The 16,081-nt window shown below is 69.6% G+C and carries 18 protein-coding genes and 2 pseudogenes; 9 read left to right on the top strand and 11 right to left on the bottom strand.

The genetic code is table 11. The features are described from left to right. Positions 1–8: 8 nt before the first annotated feature. Both OO52_RS54850 and OO52_RS53560 read right to left on the bottom strand, forming a co-directional pair. Positions 9–230, bottom strand: a complete 222-nt coding sequence (locus OO52_RS54850) for a helix-turn-helix domain-containing protein (RefSeq protein ID WP_078877497.1) — start codon at positions 228–230, stop codon at positions 9–11. Between the two features lie 369 nt (positions 231–599). Further along, the gene (locus OO52_RS53560) at positions 600–1,142 is read right to left on the bottom strand and encodes an NUDIX domain-containing protein (protein WP_234339961.1); all 543 of its coding nucleotides are present in this window, start codon (positions 1,140–1,142) and stop codon (positions 600–602) included. Positions 1,143–1,180: 38 nt separating this feature from the next. On the opposite strand from OO52_RS53560, the pseudogene OO52_RS42310 reads away from it, so the two are divergent. Continuing rightward, positions 1,181–1,888: pseudogene (locus OO52_RS42310) on the top strand (AMP-binding protein); the annotation flags it as partial. Positions 1,889–1,948: 60 nt separating this feature from the next. Beyond that, complete coding sequence (locus tag OO52_RS42305) at positions 1,949–2,797, top strand: sulfite exporter TauE/SafE family protein (protein ID WP_030652979.1); 849 nt, start codon at positions 1,949–1,951, stop codon at positions 2,795–2,797. A gap of 154 nt (positions 2,798–2,951) precedes the next feature. Here the strand turns inward: OO52_RS42305 and OO52_RS42300 are convergent, their stop codons facing one another. Together OO52_RS42300 and OO52_RS42295 are read right to left on the bottom strand one after the other, a co-directional pair. Beyond that, a complete protein-coding gene (locus OO52_RS42300; protein WP_209439614.1) occupies positions 2,952–4,265 on the bottom strand; it encodes an aldehyde dehydrogenase family protein in 1,314 nt (437 codons plus the stop codon). 31 nt (positions 4,266–4,296) lie between these two features. Next, a complete protein-coding gene (locus OO52_RS42295; protein ID WP_051818816.1) occupies positions 4,297–4,773 on the bottom strand; it encodes a GFA family protein in 477 nt (158 codons plus the stop codon). A gap of 216 nt (positions 4,774–4,989) precedes the next feature. On the opposite strand from OO52_RS42295, the gene OO52_RS42290 reads away from it, so the two are divergent. From OO52_RS42290 to OO52_RS42280, 3 genes are all read left to right on the top strand, one after another. Then, positions 4,990–5,943 carry a helix-turn-helix transcriptional regulator gene (locus tag OO52_RS42290; protein WP_051818814.1) on the top strand — a complete coding sequence of 318 codons (954 nt, stop codon included), beginning with the start codon at positions 4,990–4,992 and terminating at the stop codon, positions 5,941–5,943. 125 nt (positions 5,944–6,068) lie between these two features. After that, positions 6,069–7,229, top strand: coding sequence for an epoxide hydrolase family protein (locus tag OO52_RS42285; protein WP_030652971.1), 1,161 nt, complete (start codon positions 6,069–6,071; stop codon positions 7,227–7,229). A gap of 232 nt (positions 7,230–7,461) precedes the next feature. Continuing rightward, a complete protein-coding gene (locus tag OO52_RS42280; protein WP_030652970.1) occupies positions 7,462–8,205 on the top strand; it encodes a 3-oxoacyl-ACP reductase family protein in 744 nt (247 codons plus the stop codon). A gap of 133 nt (positions 8,206–8,338) precedes the next feature. Here the strand turns inward: OO52_RS42280 and OO52_RS53555 are convergent, their stop codons facing one another. The 4 genes from OO52_RS53555 to OO52_RS51220 form a co-directional block, all read right to left on the bottom strand. Further along, entirely contained in the window at positions 8,339–9,190 is an 852-nt protein-coding gene (locus OO52_RS53555; protein ID WP_234339957.1) for an HAD-IA family hydrolase, read from the bottom strand. 613 nt (positions 9,191–9,803) lie between these two features. Then, positions 9,804–10,172: an NUDIX domain-containing protein gene (locus tag OO52_RS42265; protein WP_078877485.1), complete on the bottom strand. Its 369-nt coding sequence runs from the start codon at positions 10,170–10,172 to the stop codon at positions 9,804–9,806. A 314-nt stretch (positions 10,173–10,486) separates the two neighbouring features. Beyond that, on the bottom strand, positions 10,487–10,726 hold the full coding sequence (locus tag OO52_RS42260; protein WP_158712631.1) for a hypothetical protein: 240 nt from the start codon (positions 10,724–10,726) through the stop codon (positions 10,487–10,489). 39 nt (positions 10,727–10,765) lie between these two features. Beyond that, on the bottom strand, positions 10,766–11,014 hold the full coding sequence (locus OO52_RS51220) for a hypothetical protein (RefSeq protein WP_158712630.1): 249 nt from the start codon (positions 11,012–11,014) through the stop codon (positions 10,766–10,768). 47 nt (positions 11,015–11,061) lie between these two features. Here OO52_RS51220 and OO52_RS42255 point away from each other — a divergent pair, with 47 nt between their 5' ends. Next, positions 11,062–11,256: a hypothetical protein gene (locus OO52_RS42255; protein WP_030652960.1), complete on the top strand. Its 195-nt coding sequence runs from the start codon at positions 11,062–11,064 to the stop codon at positions 11,254–11,256. A 21-nt stretch (positions 11,257–11,277) separates the two neighbouring features. Here OO52_RS42255 and OO52_RS53550 read toward each other — a convergent pair whose 3' ends face one another. Together OO52_RS53550 and OO52_RS42245 are read right to left on the bottom strand one after the other, a co-directional pair. Continuing rightward, complete coding sequence (locus tag OO52_RS53550) at positions 11,278–11,493, bottom strand: DUF6247 family protein (RefSeq protein WP_051818803.1); 216 nt, start codon at positions 11,491–11,493, stop codon at positions 11,278–11,280. A gap of 162 nt (positions 11,494–11,655) precedes the next feature. After that, entirely contained in the window at positions 11,656–12,549 is an 894-nt protein-coding gene (locus OO52_RS42245) for an NADP-dependent oxidoreductase (protein WP_030652956.1), read from the bottom strand. Positions 12,550–12,618: 69 nt separating this feature from the next. Between OO52_RS42245 and OO52_RS42240 the strand changes: the two genes are divergently transcribed. Both OO52_RS42240 and OO52_RS53545 read left to right on the top strand, forming a co-directional pair. Next, positions 12,619–13,206, top strand: a complete 588-nt coding sequence (locus tag OO52_RS42240) for a TetR/AcrR family transcriptional regulator (RefSeq protein ID WP_030652953.1) — start codon at positions 12,619–12,621, stop codon at positions 13,204–13,206. Positions 13,207–13,871: 665 nt separating this feature from the next. Beyond that, complete coding sequence (locus OO52_RS53545) at positions 13,872–14,246, top strand: hypothetical protein (RefSeq protein ID WP_234339956.1); 375 nt, start codon at positions 13,872–13,874, stop codon at positions 14,244–14,246. A gap of 670 nt (positions 14,247–14,916) precedes the next feature. Here the strand turns inward: OO52_RS53545 and OO52_RS42230 are convergent. Next, a complete protein-coding gene (locus OO52_RS42230) occupies positions 14,917–15,885 on the bottom strand; it encodes a LysR family transcriptional regulator (protein WP_030652951.1) in 969 nt (322 codons plus the stop codon). Positions 15,886–15,977: 92 nt separating this feature from the next. Here OO52_RS42230 and OO52_RS53540 point away from each other — a divergent pair. Further along, positions 15,978–16,081: pseudogene (locus tag OO52_RS53540) on the top strand (alpha/beta hydrolase); the annotation flags it as partial.

Genomic DNA, 16,081 nt, shown 5'->3' with positions numbered 1-16,081 from the left:
CGGGCGGGTCACTCAGGCGCTGGGGCGACCGTGTGCGCGAGTTGGATGCGCGAGTGCAGGCCGAGTTTGCGGTAGACGCGGGTGAGGGTGGCTTCGACCGTCTTGACGCTGACGGTGAGGGCGGTGGCGATGTCGCGATTGCTGGCTCCAGCGGCGGCGAGTTCGGCACAGCGTTGTTCGGCGTAGGTGAGCGCGGGGTGGGTGGTGCCGTCCGCGGAGACGGCTTCCAGTCGGCCGAGGACGTGCGCGGGGCCTTCGAACCACGGGTGTGCCTGGTGCGCGGCGAAAAGATCGGCGGCGCTCTGCGCGGCGGCACGCTGCCGCGCCCCCGATCGATCACCGTGCGCTGTGCGAACACGTCGAGCAGGACTACGTCCTGTATGCGCAGGCCTTCATCCCCGACGACCTCCACTGGGAAGCCGCCGTCTCCGACACCTTCGACATCCTCTGGCTGTCCTGGAACGACGCCCTGGCCGGCCCCAACACGCGCCGCTTCGCCTGGGCGGTCCTGCGCAACACCGTCATGGCCCGCACCCCCCACATCGACGGCCGGCCCTGCTTCAGCCAGACCGCCTTCGACACCGTCGCTCTCACCTACCTCACCGAGGACGAGGCACGCGCCCGCCAGCTGAGCGAGACCATGGCGCTGTTCCAGGTGATGAGCCGGCTGCCCGCCACCCAGCTCGACGTGATCGCGCTGCGCATCCTGTGGCGCATGCCCACCGAACGCGTCTCCGAGCTCCTGGGCCTGTCGCCGGCCATGGTGCGCTCCAGCCAGCGCCATGGCGAGCACTTCCTGCGAAGCATCCTCGCGCACCAGCCCGGTAGGCATCCAGCCCCGCCCGGCAGTAGGCCACCATCGGCTCCGGCAGCTTGTCGAGCGCGAACCACGCCATGGCGTCGCACACTCGGTGCTCCATGACCTCCGGGATGCCGTCCCAGCGCCTCACCTCGAAAAACACCCCCAATCGGGCACCGCCCGTGGGGGAGCGGTGGTGCACGGTGACAGCCGCGCGGACATCGGCCGGATCGACCACGACACCCGCCTCCTCCCGGGTCTCGCGCACCAGGGCCGTCACCACGTTCTCCCACGGACCGTCCAGATGTCCGCTGACCAGATGCCAGCACCCGGCCGCGTACACGTCGCCGGCCCTTCGGGACAGCAGCACCTCGGGCCCGCCTGCGCCTGTGCATCTCCGGCGGCGCGTCGCTGCCGGTCGCCGTCCTGGAGCGGTTCGAGGAGGCGTTCGGCGCGAAGATCTACGAGGGCTACGGGCTGTCCGAGACCTCGCCGACGGCGAGCGTGAACCAGCCCTGGTTCGGCACCCGGGCGGGCACCATCGGCCACCCGCTGTGGGGCGTCGACGTCGAGATCGCCCGCGCCGAGCTCGAGGGCCGCATCGAACTGCTGCCGCCCGGCGAGCTGGGCGAGGTCGTCATCCGCGGCCACAACGTCTTCTCCGGCTACCTCGGCCGTCCCGAGGCCACCGCGGAGGCGCTGGTCGACGGGTGGTTCCGCACCGGCGATCTCGGCACCCAGGACGACGAGGGCTTTCTCCGCATCGTCGACGGCAAGAAGGACGTCATCATCCGCGGCGGCTACAACGTCTACCCGCGCGAGGTCGAGGAGGTCCTGGTGCGCCACCCCGCCGTCGGGCAGGTCGCCGTCATCGGCCTGCCCGACGACCTGCACGGCGAGGAGGTGTGCGCGGTCGTCGTCCCCGCGCCCGGCACGGAGGCGGACCCGGCCGCGATCATCGAGTGGTCCAAGGAGCACCTGGGCCGGCACAAGTACCCGCGGTGCGTGGAGCTCACCGACGCGCTGCCGCTCGGCCCGAGCATGAAGGTGCTCAAGCGGGAGCTGCGGACGCGGTACGCCGGCCGGTAGGGGCCACGCCGGTGGGCGGCCTGAACGGCTGCGGCGGGTGCGCATAGCATCGGTCCCCGCATGAACACGATCACGCTCTGGCACCTGTCCGAATGGGGTTTCGCCGCGCTCGCCTGCGCGGCCCTGCTCGTCGGCTTCTCCAAGACGGCCGTCAGCGGGGCCAACACCGTCAGTCTGGCCGTCTTCGCCGCCGTGCTGCCCGCGCGCGCCTCCACCGGCGCGCTGCTGCCGCTGCTGATTGCCGGGGACGTGCTCGCCGTCCTGACCTACCGGCGGCACGCGCACTGGCCCACCCTGTGGCGGCTGTTCCCCGCCGTCGCGGCCGGAGTGGTCCTCGGCACGCTGTTCCTCGTGTGGGCCGACGACGGGGTCGTGCGGACCTCGATCGGCGCGATCCTGCTGGTGATGGCGGCGGTGACGGTGTGGCGGCGGCGGACGGCGGCCGGCGCGGGGGAGCGGTCGGGCACGGTCGCCACCCGTGCGGGCCGCGTCAAGGCCCGCTCCTACGGCGTCCTCGGCGGCTTCACCACGATGGTCGCCAACGCGGGCGGCCCGGTGATGTCGATGTACCTGCTCTCCGCCGGGTTCCGCAAGCTCGGCTTCCTCGGCACGTCCGCCTTCTTCTTCCTGGTCGTGAACGTCTCCAAGGTGCCGTTCAGCGTCGGCCTCGGCCTCATCGACGGGCGTTCGCTGCTCCTCGACGCGGCGCTGGTGGTGTTCGTGGTGCCCGGGGCCCTGCTGGGGAAGTGGGCGGTGCTACAGCGCGCTCTTCCTGGAGTTCGGCACCATCGAGGCGATCAAGAAGGGCGTCGCCTCCGGCCTGGGCGTCACCGGATCAACCAGCGGCTGTTCGAGCGGCTCGTGATCGCGGCGACCGTGGTGGGCGGAGCGCAGTTGCTCCTGCGCTAGCACACCACCGGTCAGCCTCGCCCCGGCAGGGGCCGGGGCGAGGCTGACAAAAGCGTGGTCGTGGAGCGCCGGTCGCCTCTCGGTGACAGGGCTCCCCGGGTTCCCGCGGCGTTCGAGGACGCTGCGGTCGACAGCCCGCGCTACGGCGCGACCCTCACCAGCTTGCGGTTGAGGAATTCGCCGATAGGCTCGGCGAGTCGGCGAAGCAGGAGTTGATGTACACCATGCCGCACTCGAGGCGAGTCGCCACCTGCTGGGCGTGCTCGACGTCGGCGTCGAAGACGTAGCCGCCGAGGCCGAACCGGGTGGCGTTGGCCAGCTGGATCGCCTCTTCCTCGCTGTCCACGACGTAGAAGGACAGCACGGGGCCGAACGCCTCCTCCTGGAAGAGCGGATTGTCCTCGTCGATGTCCGTGATGATCGTCGGTTCGAGGTAGAACCCGGGCCGGTCGACGCGGTGACCGCCGTGCACGATCCGTGCTCCGGCGGCCTTTGCGTCCTGGATCTGCCGGACCAGCCCTTCCAGGGCGCGCTCGCTGGACAGAGGGCCGACCAGGGTGGCCTCGTCCTTCGGATCACCCACCTTGATCGCGGCGAAGCGCTCTGTCAGGGCGGCCAGCATCTCTTCGCCCCGTTCCCTGCCGACCACGATCACCCGCTTGATGTTGACGCAGCCCTGACCCGAGTTGTAGGTGCGTCCCAACACGACCTGCTCGACCGCGTGTTCCAAGGGTGCGCCTTCCAGGATCAGCGCAGGGTCGCTGCCGCCCAGTTCCAGGACCGCCTTCTTCAGGTTGCGGCCGGCGCGTTCACCGACCGCGGCGCCCGCGCGCTCGCTGCCGGTCAGGGTGACGCCTCGCACACGGAAGTCGTCGATGAGCTTGGCGGTCTGCTCGATGCTGCAGAAGAGGTTCGTGTACGCCCCTTCGGGGGCTCCCGCCTCCTCGAAAAGCCGCGCGAAAGCCAGGGCGCACTGCGGCACGCTCTCGGCGTGCTTCATCATGACCACATTGCCCGCGACGAGCTGGGACGCGGCGACGCGGGCCAGCTGATAGTAGGGGAAGTTCCACGGCTCGATCGCCAGAATGACGCCGATGGGCTCGGCGATCAGCTTCGCGTCGCGCTCACCCGGAAGTGACTGCTCCGCGAGGAACTCCTCCCCGTGTTCCGCGTAGTAGTCCAGGATGTCGGCCACGAGATCGACCTCGAAGTAGCCGAAGCGGGTGACCTTTCCCATTTCCAAGGTCAGGTATTCCACATACTCATCCCGCTTCTCACGCAGGATCTGGGCGGCACGACCGACGATCCGCGCCCGCTCCGCGACCGACCTGGACCTCCAGTCCTCGCGGTAGAGCTTGTCTGCGGTTTCCAGCGCCGCGAAGACTTCTTCATCCGACTGCAGCGGGAACTCCTTCACGAGTTCACCGGTGGCCGGGTTGACCGTACGAAAGCTCACTGTCCACTCCATTTCTGGTAATTGAATAAGATCTTGATCGAGGTCAGTCGCCGAACACCGGACGATCTTCCTGACGCGCGCGTTGCTCCACGTCGCCGTCGAACCTCGGGCGGTCGGGGTCCGGTGCGATCCAGTCCTGGGCCCGCCGCCGCCACGCCTCTGCGGACGGCCTGAGCCCAGAAGGGTCGTCGAGGGTTCCGGCCTTGACGATCACGAGGCCGGGCCGTTCGTGGAGGATCGTGAAGATCGGCGTACCGCACTCGCCGCAGAAAAGCCTGTCGCGCACGTTTCCGTTCTCGACTCCGACGGTTTGATAGGACCTGGGCGTTCCCTTGACCTCCAGTGCGTCGCGCGCCACCAGAACGTTCATCGAGAACGCCGCACCGCTGTGCCGCTGACAGTGACCGCAGTGGCAGAGGACGACGGCATCGGGCTCGGCGTCGAATCGATAGCTGACCGAGCCGCACAGGCAGTGTCCGGTTCGCACACGGGAGCCGAATACTGAATCGACGTTGCTCATTCGAGAATCTTCCTCGTTCGGGTCTCTGGGCTTTTCCCGAGCGGCAGGCCTTTTGTGTGGAGCGCTTTCAGGGAGCGCTTGTGGCCTGTGGCTCAGGGACACGTCGAGCGTGCTTCGGGCACGCGGCGCCAGCCAGACACCCGCTTCTTCTACGTCCCGGAGGGCTAGCACTGGCAGGGACAGGCTCGGCTGCGGGCATCGAGTGATACTCGGAGCATGGCAACGCATCACGCCGCCTCCACCGGATCGTCATCCGCCGCGGCATCGGCTCCGGCGCCCGACCTGGAGCAGGCACTCGACCCGCGCACGGAACTGAGTGAGTTCCTGCGCACCCGCAGGGCCCGCCTGAAGCCGGCCGACGTAGGGCTCGCCGACTACAGCCGGCGGCGCCGCGTTCCGGGCCTGCGGCGTGAGGAACTGGCGCAGCTCGCCGGAGTCTCCGCGGCGTACTACACCCGCTTCGAGCAGGGCAACGCCCGCAACGTCTCACGCGAAGTGCTGGAGGCGATCTCCCGCGCGCTCCGGCTCTCCGACACCGAACACGCCCACCTGCTGCGCCTGGCCCAGCCCCGCCGGCCTCGGCGGCGGCAGCCCGAACCGCCGCGCCAGCAGGTCAGGCCCGCGGTACGAGAGCTGCTGACGGCGATGGAAGGCGTGCCGGCCTACGTGTGGGGCCGCCGCTCCGACGTCCTGGCGTGGAACCAGACCGCCTCCGCCCTCTTCGGCGACTGGGCGTCCCGTGCCCCGCACGAGCGGAACTGGGCCAGGATCACCTTCCTCGACCCCGCATCCCGGGAACTTTTCACGGACTGGGAGTCCAAGGCGTACGACGTGGTGGGACAGCTGCGGCTGGGCGCCAGCCTGCACGCGGAGGATCCCCTGCTGGCGTCACTGATCGGCGAACTCGCCGTGAAGAGCGAGGACTTCCGCAGGCTTTGGGCCGCCCACGACGTCCGCAGGAAGACGCACGGCACCATGCGCCTGTCTCATCCGCTCGTGGGAGAACTCACGCTGCGCTACGAGACCCTCGCACTCCTCGGCGACCAGAAACAGTCGCTGACGACCTACCACGCCGCGCCCGGCCCCCCGTCCGAGGAGGCGCTGCGCGTGCTGGCCAGCTGGGGAGCGGACGCCTCGCAGGAACGCCCCGCCCGCACACCGGGTGCGTGAGGCCCCTTCCCAGGGACCTCCATCTCGTCCGCCCCGTTCAGACCCGCTGCCGCCTCTCGACGATCTGCGGTGCGCAGCGGCGTCACGCTCGAATGAAGGTCACGCCACCGTGAAGGAGACGGCATATGGCGCACGTGCGTCCGTTTCGTAGCGAAACCAGTGAAGAACAACTCAACGATCTACGGGAGCGGTTGGTCAGAACCCGGTTCGCGCCGGCCTTTTCGGGACAGGAGTGGACACACGGCACTCCCCCCGACTACCTCGCCGAGCTGCTGGAGTACTGGCGGACCGAGTTCGACTGGGGTGCAGCCCAGGCGCGGCTCAACGAGCTTCCCCAGTTTCTCGCCGAGGTCGGCGGCCACACTGTGCACTTCGTGCACGCCAAGGGCGTGGGGCCGCGTCCGTTCCCGCTGCTGTTCTCGCACGGCTGGCCGGGTTCGTTCTGGGAGGTGCACAAGATCATCGGGCCGCTGACCGATCCGGCGGCCCACGGCGGGGACCCGGCCGACGCGTTCGACGTGGTTGCGCCGAGTCTGCCCGGCTTCGGTTTCTCCCCGCATCCCGGCACGCCCGGGATCACCCCGACGGCCATCGCGCACCTGTTCAACCAGCTCATGACCGAGGTACTCGGCTATGCGCGCTACGGCGCGCAGGGCGGCGATTTCGGCGCGCAGATCACCAGCCGCCTCGGCCGCGACCACGGCGGTACCGTGGCCGGCATCCACCTGAACCTGATCGGGGCCACGCCGGTGCTGGACGAGCATGCGGCCCCACTCACGCCCGAGGAAGAGGCGTTCGTGGCCCAGGCCGAGCACTTCTTCTCCGCGGAGGGCGCCTACGCCCAGATCCAGGGCACCCGGCCGTCCATGCTCGCTGCGGGACTGTCCGACTCCCCCGCCGGGCTTGCCGCGTGGATCGTGGAGAAGTTCCGGGCGTGGAGCGACTGCGGCGGTGACGTCGAGTCGGTGTTCAGTAAAAACGAGCTGCTCACTGACATCACCCTGTACTGGCTGACCAACTCCATCGCCACCTCCGCCCGCCTGTACTACGAGACCATGCACACCGAAGGCATGGTCGGCAGGCTCGTGCCCGGTTATGTCGACACGCCGACCGGGTTCGCGTCCTTCGCCCAGGACAATTTCACGCCGCCCGAGTCGTGGGTGCGCCGGTGCTACCGTCTGACACGGTTCACCGAGTTCGACCGGGGCGGCCATTTCGCGGCGTTGGAGAGGCCACAGGAGCTGGTCACCGAGATCCGCGAGTTCTTCCGCCCGCTCCGCGCCTGACCACACCGCGAGCCGGGCATTGCCACGGCCACTCGCGGGAGGGGACGGCGAGGAAGAATTCCGCTGGAACAGTGCTGCTTGTCCCAGACCCCGATGTGTCCATGTTTCACTTGGCTATCACCAGGTGACCACCACCAGTGGGGGCAGGATAGGCAGGCCGATCTTCGTTACCGTACTTGCAATTCTTTGCTTCAGTAAGGCGCAGTAATGCGCAGTGCGAAAGGGTAATGACGTGACGGCACCACTTGCAGGTCGGCGAGCGCTGGTGACAGGGGCTTCGCGCGGTATCGGCGCGGCGATCGTGCGACGGCTGGCGAGGGACGGCGCTGCGGTCGCCTTCACTTACGGCGCCTCGGCCGCCGCGGCTGAGAACCTGGTGGTCGAGGTCACCGAAACCGGGGGCACCGCGGTCGCGATTCAGGCTGATAGCGGTGCCCCCGAGCAGGTGACCAGGTCGATCGACGAAACCGTGAACCAATTGGGCGGCCTGGACATTCTCGTCAACAACGCCGGCGTCCTCTACGCGGGTGCCGTCGAGTCGCTGACCATGGAGCAGTTCGACCGGTTGGTCGCCATCAATGTCCGGGGTGTCTTCGCCGCGATCCAAGCGGCTCTGCCGCATCTGGGCACCACCGGTCGCATCATCAACATCGGCAGCATCAACGCTGACCGGGTGCCTCTGGCAGGGATGTCGATCTATGCGATGTCGAAGGCGGCGGTCGCCGGATTGACGCGCGCGCTGGCCCGCGAACTCGGGCCCCGCGGCATCACGATCAACAACCTCCAGGTGGGACCCACTGCAACCGACATGACCTCCGAGGACGGCGAGGTGGCGGACTCGCTCCGCGAGTTGATGGCACTCGGGCGTTTCGGCCGGCCCCACGAGATCGCCAGTGCCGTCAGCTACCTGGCCGGACCGGAAGCGGGCTACGTCACCGGCGCCAACTGGAACGTCGACGGCGGCTTCACCGTCTGACTCCCGAAGAGACCGAGAGGGGGGTGCCCCCAGCACCGCACCCCGCTCCCTGATCCGGCCCGATCCGGCCTGATCCGAACGAAAGATCCGGGAGAACCAGGCCCTGGCGCGGCGGACCCGTGCGAGCCGCGGGTCAGGCGGGCCCGGGCCGCGCGAGCAGCGCGGGCACATCGGCGAAGGAGCCGACCACCCGGTCCGGCCGCCCGCTCGCCTGCCGTTCCGTCTCCGGCAGGTACTTGCCGGTCCTGACGAGGACCCCGGTCAGGCCGGCCCGCTGCGCCGCCAGGACGTCGGACTCGATGTCGTCGCCGACCAGCAGCGCCTCCTCGGCCCGGACGCCCAGGTGCGCGAGCGCCGCCTCGAAGAACGCCCGCGAGGGCTTGCCGGTGACCTCCGCCTCGGTACGGGCGGCCGCCTCCAGTCCCGTCAGGAAGGCGCCGGAGTCGAGCTGGAGCCCGTGGTCGGTCCGCCAGTACAGGTTCCGGTGCATGGCGACCAGCCGGGCGCCCCGCTGGAGGTGCCCGAAGGCCCGGTTCAGCGCGGCGTAGCCGAACTCCGGACCTGCGCCGCCGACGACGGCCACGTCCGGCACGGCACCGGCGTCGGACGGGTCGAGGAGGGTGACGCCGGCCAGGTCCTCGGCGATGTCGCCGCTGTTCAGGAGCTGGAGCAGGTCCGCGGTCATGCCCATCGTGCTCGACATCGCCGACATCACGCCCCCGTGGCGCGGCCCGGTAGTACGGCCGAGGATCGGCTCCCCGTCGTGCTGGATCGCGACGCTGTCCCCGCTGTGCAGCCGCTCCAGCAACTCGTCCCGGTCGGCCGGGCGGCTCCAGTCCAGCAGATCCCAGCGTGGCGGGGTCTCCTTCGGGGTGCTGCGCCGCACGTACGCTTGGGGCATCAGGACCTGGCGCGGCAGCGCGAGCAGGGCCTCGCGCACCGGTCCGGGGCGCAGCTCTCCGCTCTCCTCGAGCCGGGCGACCATCGCCGCCCGGGCAGCCGCGGCTCCGGAGGTATCGCCGACGCGGGTTGCGGCGGCAGGAACGGCGCGGCGGACTGGGCGGGTTCGCTGCGCCCGGTGTGCCTGAGGGGCTCGGATGGGGCGGGCACGGCGGACGGCACCGCCGCCGTGTTCGGCACCGTGTTCACGCGGCGTCTCCTTCGGACGAGCGGTCGTGACGGGCGTCTTCCGTACGTACGGGCGGCCGCACGGCCGCAGGGGCTGCCTGTAGTGGGGGCGGTGGCGGTACGGGTTCGCCGCCTGTCCCGGGCGCGGCGGGCGGCTGGTCCGGCATGTGCCGCAGCGCGCGCAGCGGGGAGCGGGCGAGGACCACGAAGGGGAGGAGCAGCAGGAAGGTCTCAGCGGTCAGGGTGGGCCGTACTCCGATTCAGGTGCCCAGGTCGGCCGGCGAGCAGCGCGGCCGCGGGGCGGGCGCCGGCAGTCAGCCACGTGCTCACGGCCTGCATCCGCGCCTGCATCCCGGCCTCCGGCCACGACCATGACGTCGGACTCGGCGCTCACCCCGGCACCCCCGACGTTGCCGGGGTGCGGACGGACCGGGCTCGCCGCCCGCTCCCGATAGGCGTGCGCACGCCGGTCACCATCCCAACTGGGAGTAGACGCGGCCTTCGGCGATGCCAGCCAGGGCCGTCCGGGTGTAGGAGACGAGCCGGTCCGGGAGCTCGTGGGGCGGCCACCACTTCCAGGCCAGGTACTTGTCGGTCTCCAGGACCTTCGGCTCTCCATTCCAGCGGCGGGCCCGGAACACGAGCTGCATCAACGGCGGCCCGCCCGGGGCGTCGACGACGTGCACGACGTGCGCGAGATCCACGCCCGCGGGGTCGATGACCAGCCCAGCTTCCTCCCACGCCTCCCGCACAAGGCACGCAACCGCCGACTCCTGTTCGCACTTGCCGGCCAGGTAGTGCCACGTGTTGCCCGCGAAACCCGAGTCGGGGTGGCGCAGGCCCTACGTCCGCCTCGGCGCATCGACCCCCGCACCAGCACTGGCTTCGACCCCGACCCCGACGGTGGTAAAGGAGCCCCCGTGCCACCAACCCGACCGAACACGAACAGTGCGTAGATCGCCCAGCCGAGCAAGGCGATCACCACGACCAGCCCGAGTGGCAGCTCCCTGCTCATCACCCTCCCCCCGTCCGCCCCAAGTCAACGCACAATAAGAGGAGTTGGCGTTTCACGGAATGCGTTCAACCGGCGCGGACCGAACTGGGCGGCCTCGGTCGGCCTCCCTGCTCCGCGGCTGAGACGAGAACGTCAGGGTCACACGACCTCGCCGTCCCGGACCCCCAAGGGCTCGAAATCGTCCGCTTCACAGAACCTCGTCCAGCCCAGGCGGACCGTGCCATCGGGGGCGTGGTGCCGGTCGGCCGCTTTCGTGGCCAGCCAGCCGAGCAGTTCGCCGGTGAGGTCGAATTCGTCGGGGTGGGTCTCCTGTCGGACGGTCAGGGCCCAGATGCCGGCACGTGGGTCTTCGGGCCGCACCAGCGGGAGGCCGGTCACCACCAGGTGGTGACCGGCCTCCCGCTGCTGCGGGGTGTTCTATCGGCGCATGCCCAGGGCGGTCCCTTCCAGTGCTGGAGCGGGCCCCGCCTGGGGGCCCGGATTGTGGGGGCGTGCGGTGGCGCGGGGTGGTCGGCGGACGTCGAAGGAGTGGGTGTTCCAGTCGTTGGTGGCGCTGCAGGCGATGACCCGTGCGTTGGCGTTGGCGCCGGTGGAGGCGGGGTTCAGGCACTGACTGAGCGCCTGGTTCTGCAGCTGCCACCGATTGGTCTTGCTGCTGTCGATCATCGTCCAGACCTGTTCGTCCCAGCGGGGGGTCGCAGGGACGCTGGACGATGCCGGTGGCGCTGTTGTTCAGGGCGGTGATGCACATGTCGCTGTTGAGGTTGCGCAGCATGAACGATGGCCCATTTCTGGGCCAGGTCGTCGGTGTCGGTCTGTGCTCCGAGGCTGCCGACGAGATCGCCCAACGCCTGCGCGAGATTGTCGATGACTATACCGACGACGTCTTCGGCTGCGGCGTCGGCTGACACCCGCCACCAGGGGAGGGATCACCACATGTCCGTCCCCAACACCCCGCGCCGCGCGTACGGTGGCGATACGAGGAAGCCAGTCTCATCTCGTCCAGAGTCCGTGTAGGCGTCGACGGCTGGGGCCGCGGCGATACGCAGATGCCAGGCGTGCAAGGCCTCGTGCAGGGGCGTGAGGCTGTAGGTGTGGCGGGAGTCCTCCAGAGCCTTGGCCCAGTCCCGCTCGAAGGCCGGCACCTAGGTATCGGCGCGACGGTCGGTGCGCAGGTATCGGCGCAAGTAGCCGGGCTGCGGCAAACGGGGCTGGCGGAGTCGGAGACGGGAAGCGTGCTCACCACCGTCGCTCGCCACCGCCAAGGAATGCAGCTTGCTGGGCCGTGCAACTGCGCAGGAACCGGCTCAGACGACCAAGACCCGGCGCCCGCGTGTGTGACCGGCCTGGCTGTCGATGTGCGCGGCCGCGGCCTCGGCGAGCGTGTACGACCTCTCGACCGGGATGTGGAGCTTTCCCCGCGAGATGAGGCCGACGGCCTCGGCAAGCGCATCCGGCACGCTCCCGGCCACCCCGGAGAACCGGACACCGAGCCGAGGCGCATCGAGATCGGCGATGGAGATCACCCGCTGCGGGTCCCCGGTCAGCTCGACGAGCTCGCGGATCACGCCCGAACCGGCCAGATCGAGGGCCGCGTCGACCTGGCCGAGCTGCCGCACCCGCTCGACCCAGCCCTCGCCGTACGTCGTGGCGAGGGCACCCAGGCTCCGTAGATAGTCCTGGTTCGCGGCCCCGGCGGTGCCGATCACCGTGATCCCGCGGTCACGGGCGATCTGCAGCACCGCCGATCCGACTCCCCCGGACGCACCGCTGACCAGCAGTGTCTGTCCAGGCTGCACACCGACCTCGCGGACGATGCGCAGCGCGGTCTCCACCACGGAGGGGTACCCGGCCGCCTCTTCGAACGTCAGCCCCTCGGGCATACGGGCCCAGGCCGACAGCACGGCGAACTCGGCATACGTGCTCGAACCTTCGCCGAACACGCGGTCGCCGGCCTCGACTCCTTCGACGCCCTCGCCGACCTCGTCCACCACCCCGGAGGCGTCCAGCCCGACTCCGGAGGGCAACTCGATCGGATGGGCCCCCAGGACCTGACCTTCACGGACCCTCCAGTCGACGGGGTTCACGCCCGCCGCCCGCACGGCGATACGTATCTGGCCGGGGCCCGCGTGGGGCTCCTCGGCGTCTATGAGGTGCAGAACGTCCGGGCCGCCGAACTCGGCGAAGCTCACCTTCTTCATGCGGGAACCATAGCACTAACGGTTAGCTTTTTGGATCTGCTTCAGTTTCGCACTTGATAGCGTTGGTGCATGACCGTGCCGACCGGGCGCCGTGAGCGTAAGAAGGCCGCGACCCGCCAGAAGATTGCTGACACCGCCCTGCGGCTCTTCCTGGAACGCGGGTACGACGCGGTGGGCATCCGTGAAGTGGCCGCTGAGGCCGACGTGGCCGTCACCACGCTCTTCTCTCACTTCGCCTCCAAAGAGGCCCTGGTGTTCGAGCAAGGCGAAGACTTCGAGCAACGCCTCACGCAAGCGGTCACCGACCGGGCACCGCACGAGCCGCTCATCCCCGCACTGCGCCGCGAGATCCAGGCCTTGGTGCGCCATTGCACGGCGGACAGCACCGCCCCGGTCTGGCGCCTGATCGACGAATCACCCGCCCTGCGGAAGTACGAGGACTCGATGAGGCTGCGCCTCGCGGAGACGCTGGCAACGGCAATCGCCGCCGATCCCCAACTCTCACGGACCGCAACGGCGAGCCGGGCGATCGCGAGGTTCGTGATCGACGCCTATTCGCTGGCCCGTGAAGCGGCCGAACCGGAGGCCGCGGTGGACGAGATCTTCCGGATGGTCGAGGCAGCCTGGGGGGCCACCTCCCCTTCTCGACGTACGTGAGGAACTGTCCTTCCAGGTAGTACAGGTGTGGGCGGGCTGAGACAAGTCGCCGAACGTTGGGATCAACTTCCATCCGCTCGAGCAACTGGTACACGTTGTCCCGGACGAGGAGCTTCAGCTCGCCGTCGGGACGGTCTGGACTTCGAGACACCGCGGTCGGCGCGCTTGGCCGTGGACCAGCTCCAACAGCAATGGGCCTGGGTCCCAGCCGCCGTCTACCAGCGTCCAGTTCGCCAACAGCTCCTCTGGCGACCACTCTTGCCGCACGCCCCCTTTGATCGCGACCACTCGATCAGACCAACGACGGTGCACAGGACAGTGGCACGCCCAGCTGTCCGCGACCTACTTTGCGGCTGGTGTCTGCGTCCGGACACCGGGGCCGGAAGGGAGCCGCCCCCGCGCTAGCGGCGGCGGCCCTGCGACTGCGTTGGATTACCGGTTGTTCGCGATGCGGTGCGGCCCCAGACAGCATTGGCCAGCCGGCGCAGAGCCCCTGTCGTCCGCCCAGCTTGCCAGGCTCGCCGGGAAGAACGGATCCCGGACCTCATCGACCGCTGCGAGAGGTCCACGTCCCGCCGGCCTGGACCGATGCCACCGCGTTCCTCCAGGAGGTACCCGACTGGTTTGCTCTGGACCGGACGGCCGGCCACACGACCGCCCTGTACGTGGCCTGCGAGAAGGACACCCTGCGGGCCCAGATGACCGGCTGGCTGGAAGGCACGGGCATTCCCGTGCTCGTCGTCCGGAGGTTCGGGAGCCACAGCTACGTGCAGGTCGTCCGCGAGCGAACTGCCCGCGACCCGCGCCCGGCCGTGCTGCTGTACATCGGCGACTTCGACGCCTCGGGCGCCGACATCGCACGGGACTGGGTGGCTCGCACCGACTGTTGGGCCCATGTGGAGCGCGTCCTGCTCACCTATGACCAGGTCCGCGAGTACAGGCTGCCTGCGGCCGTCGGCAAGGCCGGTGATCCTCGCTGGCCAGCGTTCGCCTACCGGCACGGGCTCGACTGTGCCCGCCCGGTGCAGCGGGAGGTATAAGCGCTGGACCCAGCCGAGTTTCAGCGGCTGGTCCTCGATGCCGTCGCCGCGTACGTCGACCGCGCTGACTCACCGATCGCATCGCGGAGGAGGAACGGCAGCGGGGCAACTCAGCACGTTCCCCGTAGGATGGGCGCCCGGCCGTTCGCCGAACCGTCACCGTGACGGTTCGGCGAACGGCGAGCCCTCGTGAGGAACCTCGCCAGCCATGACGTGACCAGTCAGAACGAGGTTCAGAAACAGCTCTAATCCCTGCTGGGTAGCTGGAAAGACCTTCCTTCCGGGCGAGGCCGCTTCGCGGGGGTGCTGGGAGACTGTGGGCACGCACGCGGTGACGCGTCCCGTTCCGGCCCGCAGGAAAAGCCCTCCGGCGACCTTGGTGACTGGCTTCTCACGAGACCTGGACGGGCGGATGGGCTCCTTCTCCGAGACCCCGGCCGGGCCCTCGTGCCTGCATCGCCGTTAGCAAGGCGCCACGTCGACCGACCCCTCGTAGCTGCGCGTCTTTTCCGTCTCCGATGCCCCGGTCCAGGCGGCACGGCGCGTGCTATCGCGCAGCGGGTGCTGGCGTTGACGGACTCGATCGCGGTGATCGTGCCGACCGTGCGGCACACCACACTAGGTGCAGGACAGGAGGGGGATCTTCTCCCTCGCGGTCGGCGACGCGAAGTCAGGTAGAAGTCGAGTCGCGGTCGCCTTCTTCTTGTGGTCCGAGTGGGCCGAGCCGGTGGTCGAGGGCGGCACCGACGCCGGGGCAGTTGGTGCGGATGATGTCGAGGAAGGCGTTCAGTGCCGGGGAGCGGTCCTGGGCACGGAAGGACAGGACCAGATCGGGCAGAGGTGTGCGCGGGGTCACCTCGCTGAACCACGTGCCTCGTCGAGGGGCCGTCAGCATGCGGGAGGGTCCCAGGCCAACGCCCACCCCGCAGGCGGCGAGGCCGATGATGGTGTGGATGTCTCTCGCGACGGTCGCGCCGGACAGTGCCGGGGAGTCCTTGCCCAGCAGGGTCCTCAGTCCGGTGGCGACGGCGGGCTCGTCCTCGCCCGGTGCCACGATCAGCGGCTGTTGCCGCAGCTGCTCCACATCCACGGAAGGCTGACCCGCGTACGGGTGCGTGCTGCTCACGACCGCGACCAGGTGGTCATGTCCGATCGGGACCGATACCAACTCCTCGGCTCCGACGCCCCGTGGCCGGCCGAGGCCGATCGCCACGTCCAGTTCGCCGGCGACGAGCGCGGCCGTGCTGCGGTTGGTGGCCATCTCGTGCAGTTCCAGCCGTACCTCGGGCCGTTCACGACCGAACCGGCCCAGGACGTCCGGCAGGGGTGCGAGCAGCGCCGAGGCGATGAACCCCAGGCGCAGCCGGCCCGTCTCGCCGCGTGCTGCCCTGGCCGCGTCGACCGAGGCCGCCGTGATCTCGTCGAGCGCCCTGCGTGCACGGGAGAGGAAGGCCGCGCCCGCAGCCGTCGGGAACACCCCCTGACGGGTCCGATCGAACAAGCGGGCGCCCACCTCCCGTTCGAGGTCGGCGATCTGCTTGGACAGCGGAGGCTGCGCGATACCCAGCGCGCCGGCCGCCCGGCCGAAGTGTTCATGCTCGGCGAGGGCCAGCGCGTACCGCAGGTGCCGCGCCTCCATGCCAGCCTCCCAGTCATATCTCACATGTATCGTCGACCAGCTTGCCAGATCTTTCACTGGATGACCGGGGCCGGGTCGCGTGGAATGCAGCCATGACCGATTCCTCCTCCACAGACACCGTCTTCGTCTTCGTGCACGGGGCCTGGCACGGCTCCGGGCAGTGGGCGGCGACGCAGCGCGCACTCGCCGCACTCGG

This window comes from Streptomyces flaveolus (genome assembly GCF_000716535.1).
In the GTDB taxonomy this organism is placed as follows: Bacteria; Actinomycetota; Actinomycetes; order Streptomycetales; family Streptomycetaceae; genus Streptomyces; species Streptomyces flaveolus_A.
This window is presented reverse-complemented; position numbering and strand designations above follow the sequence as displayed.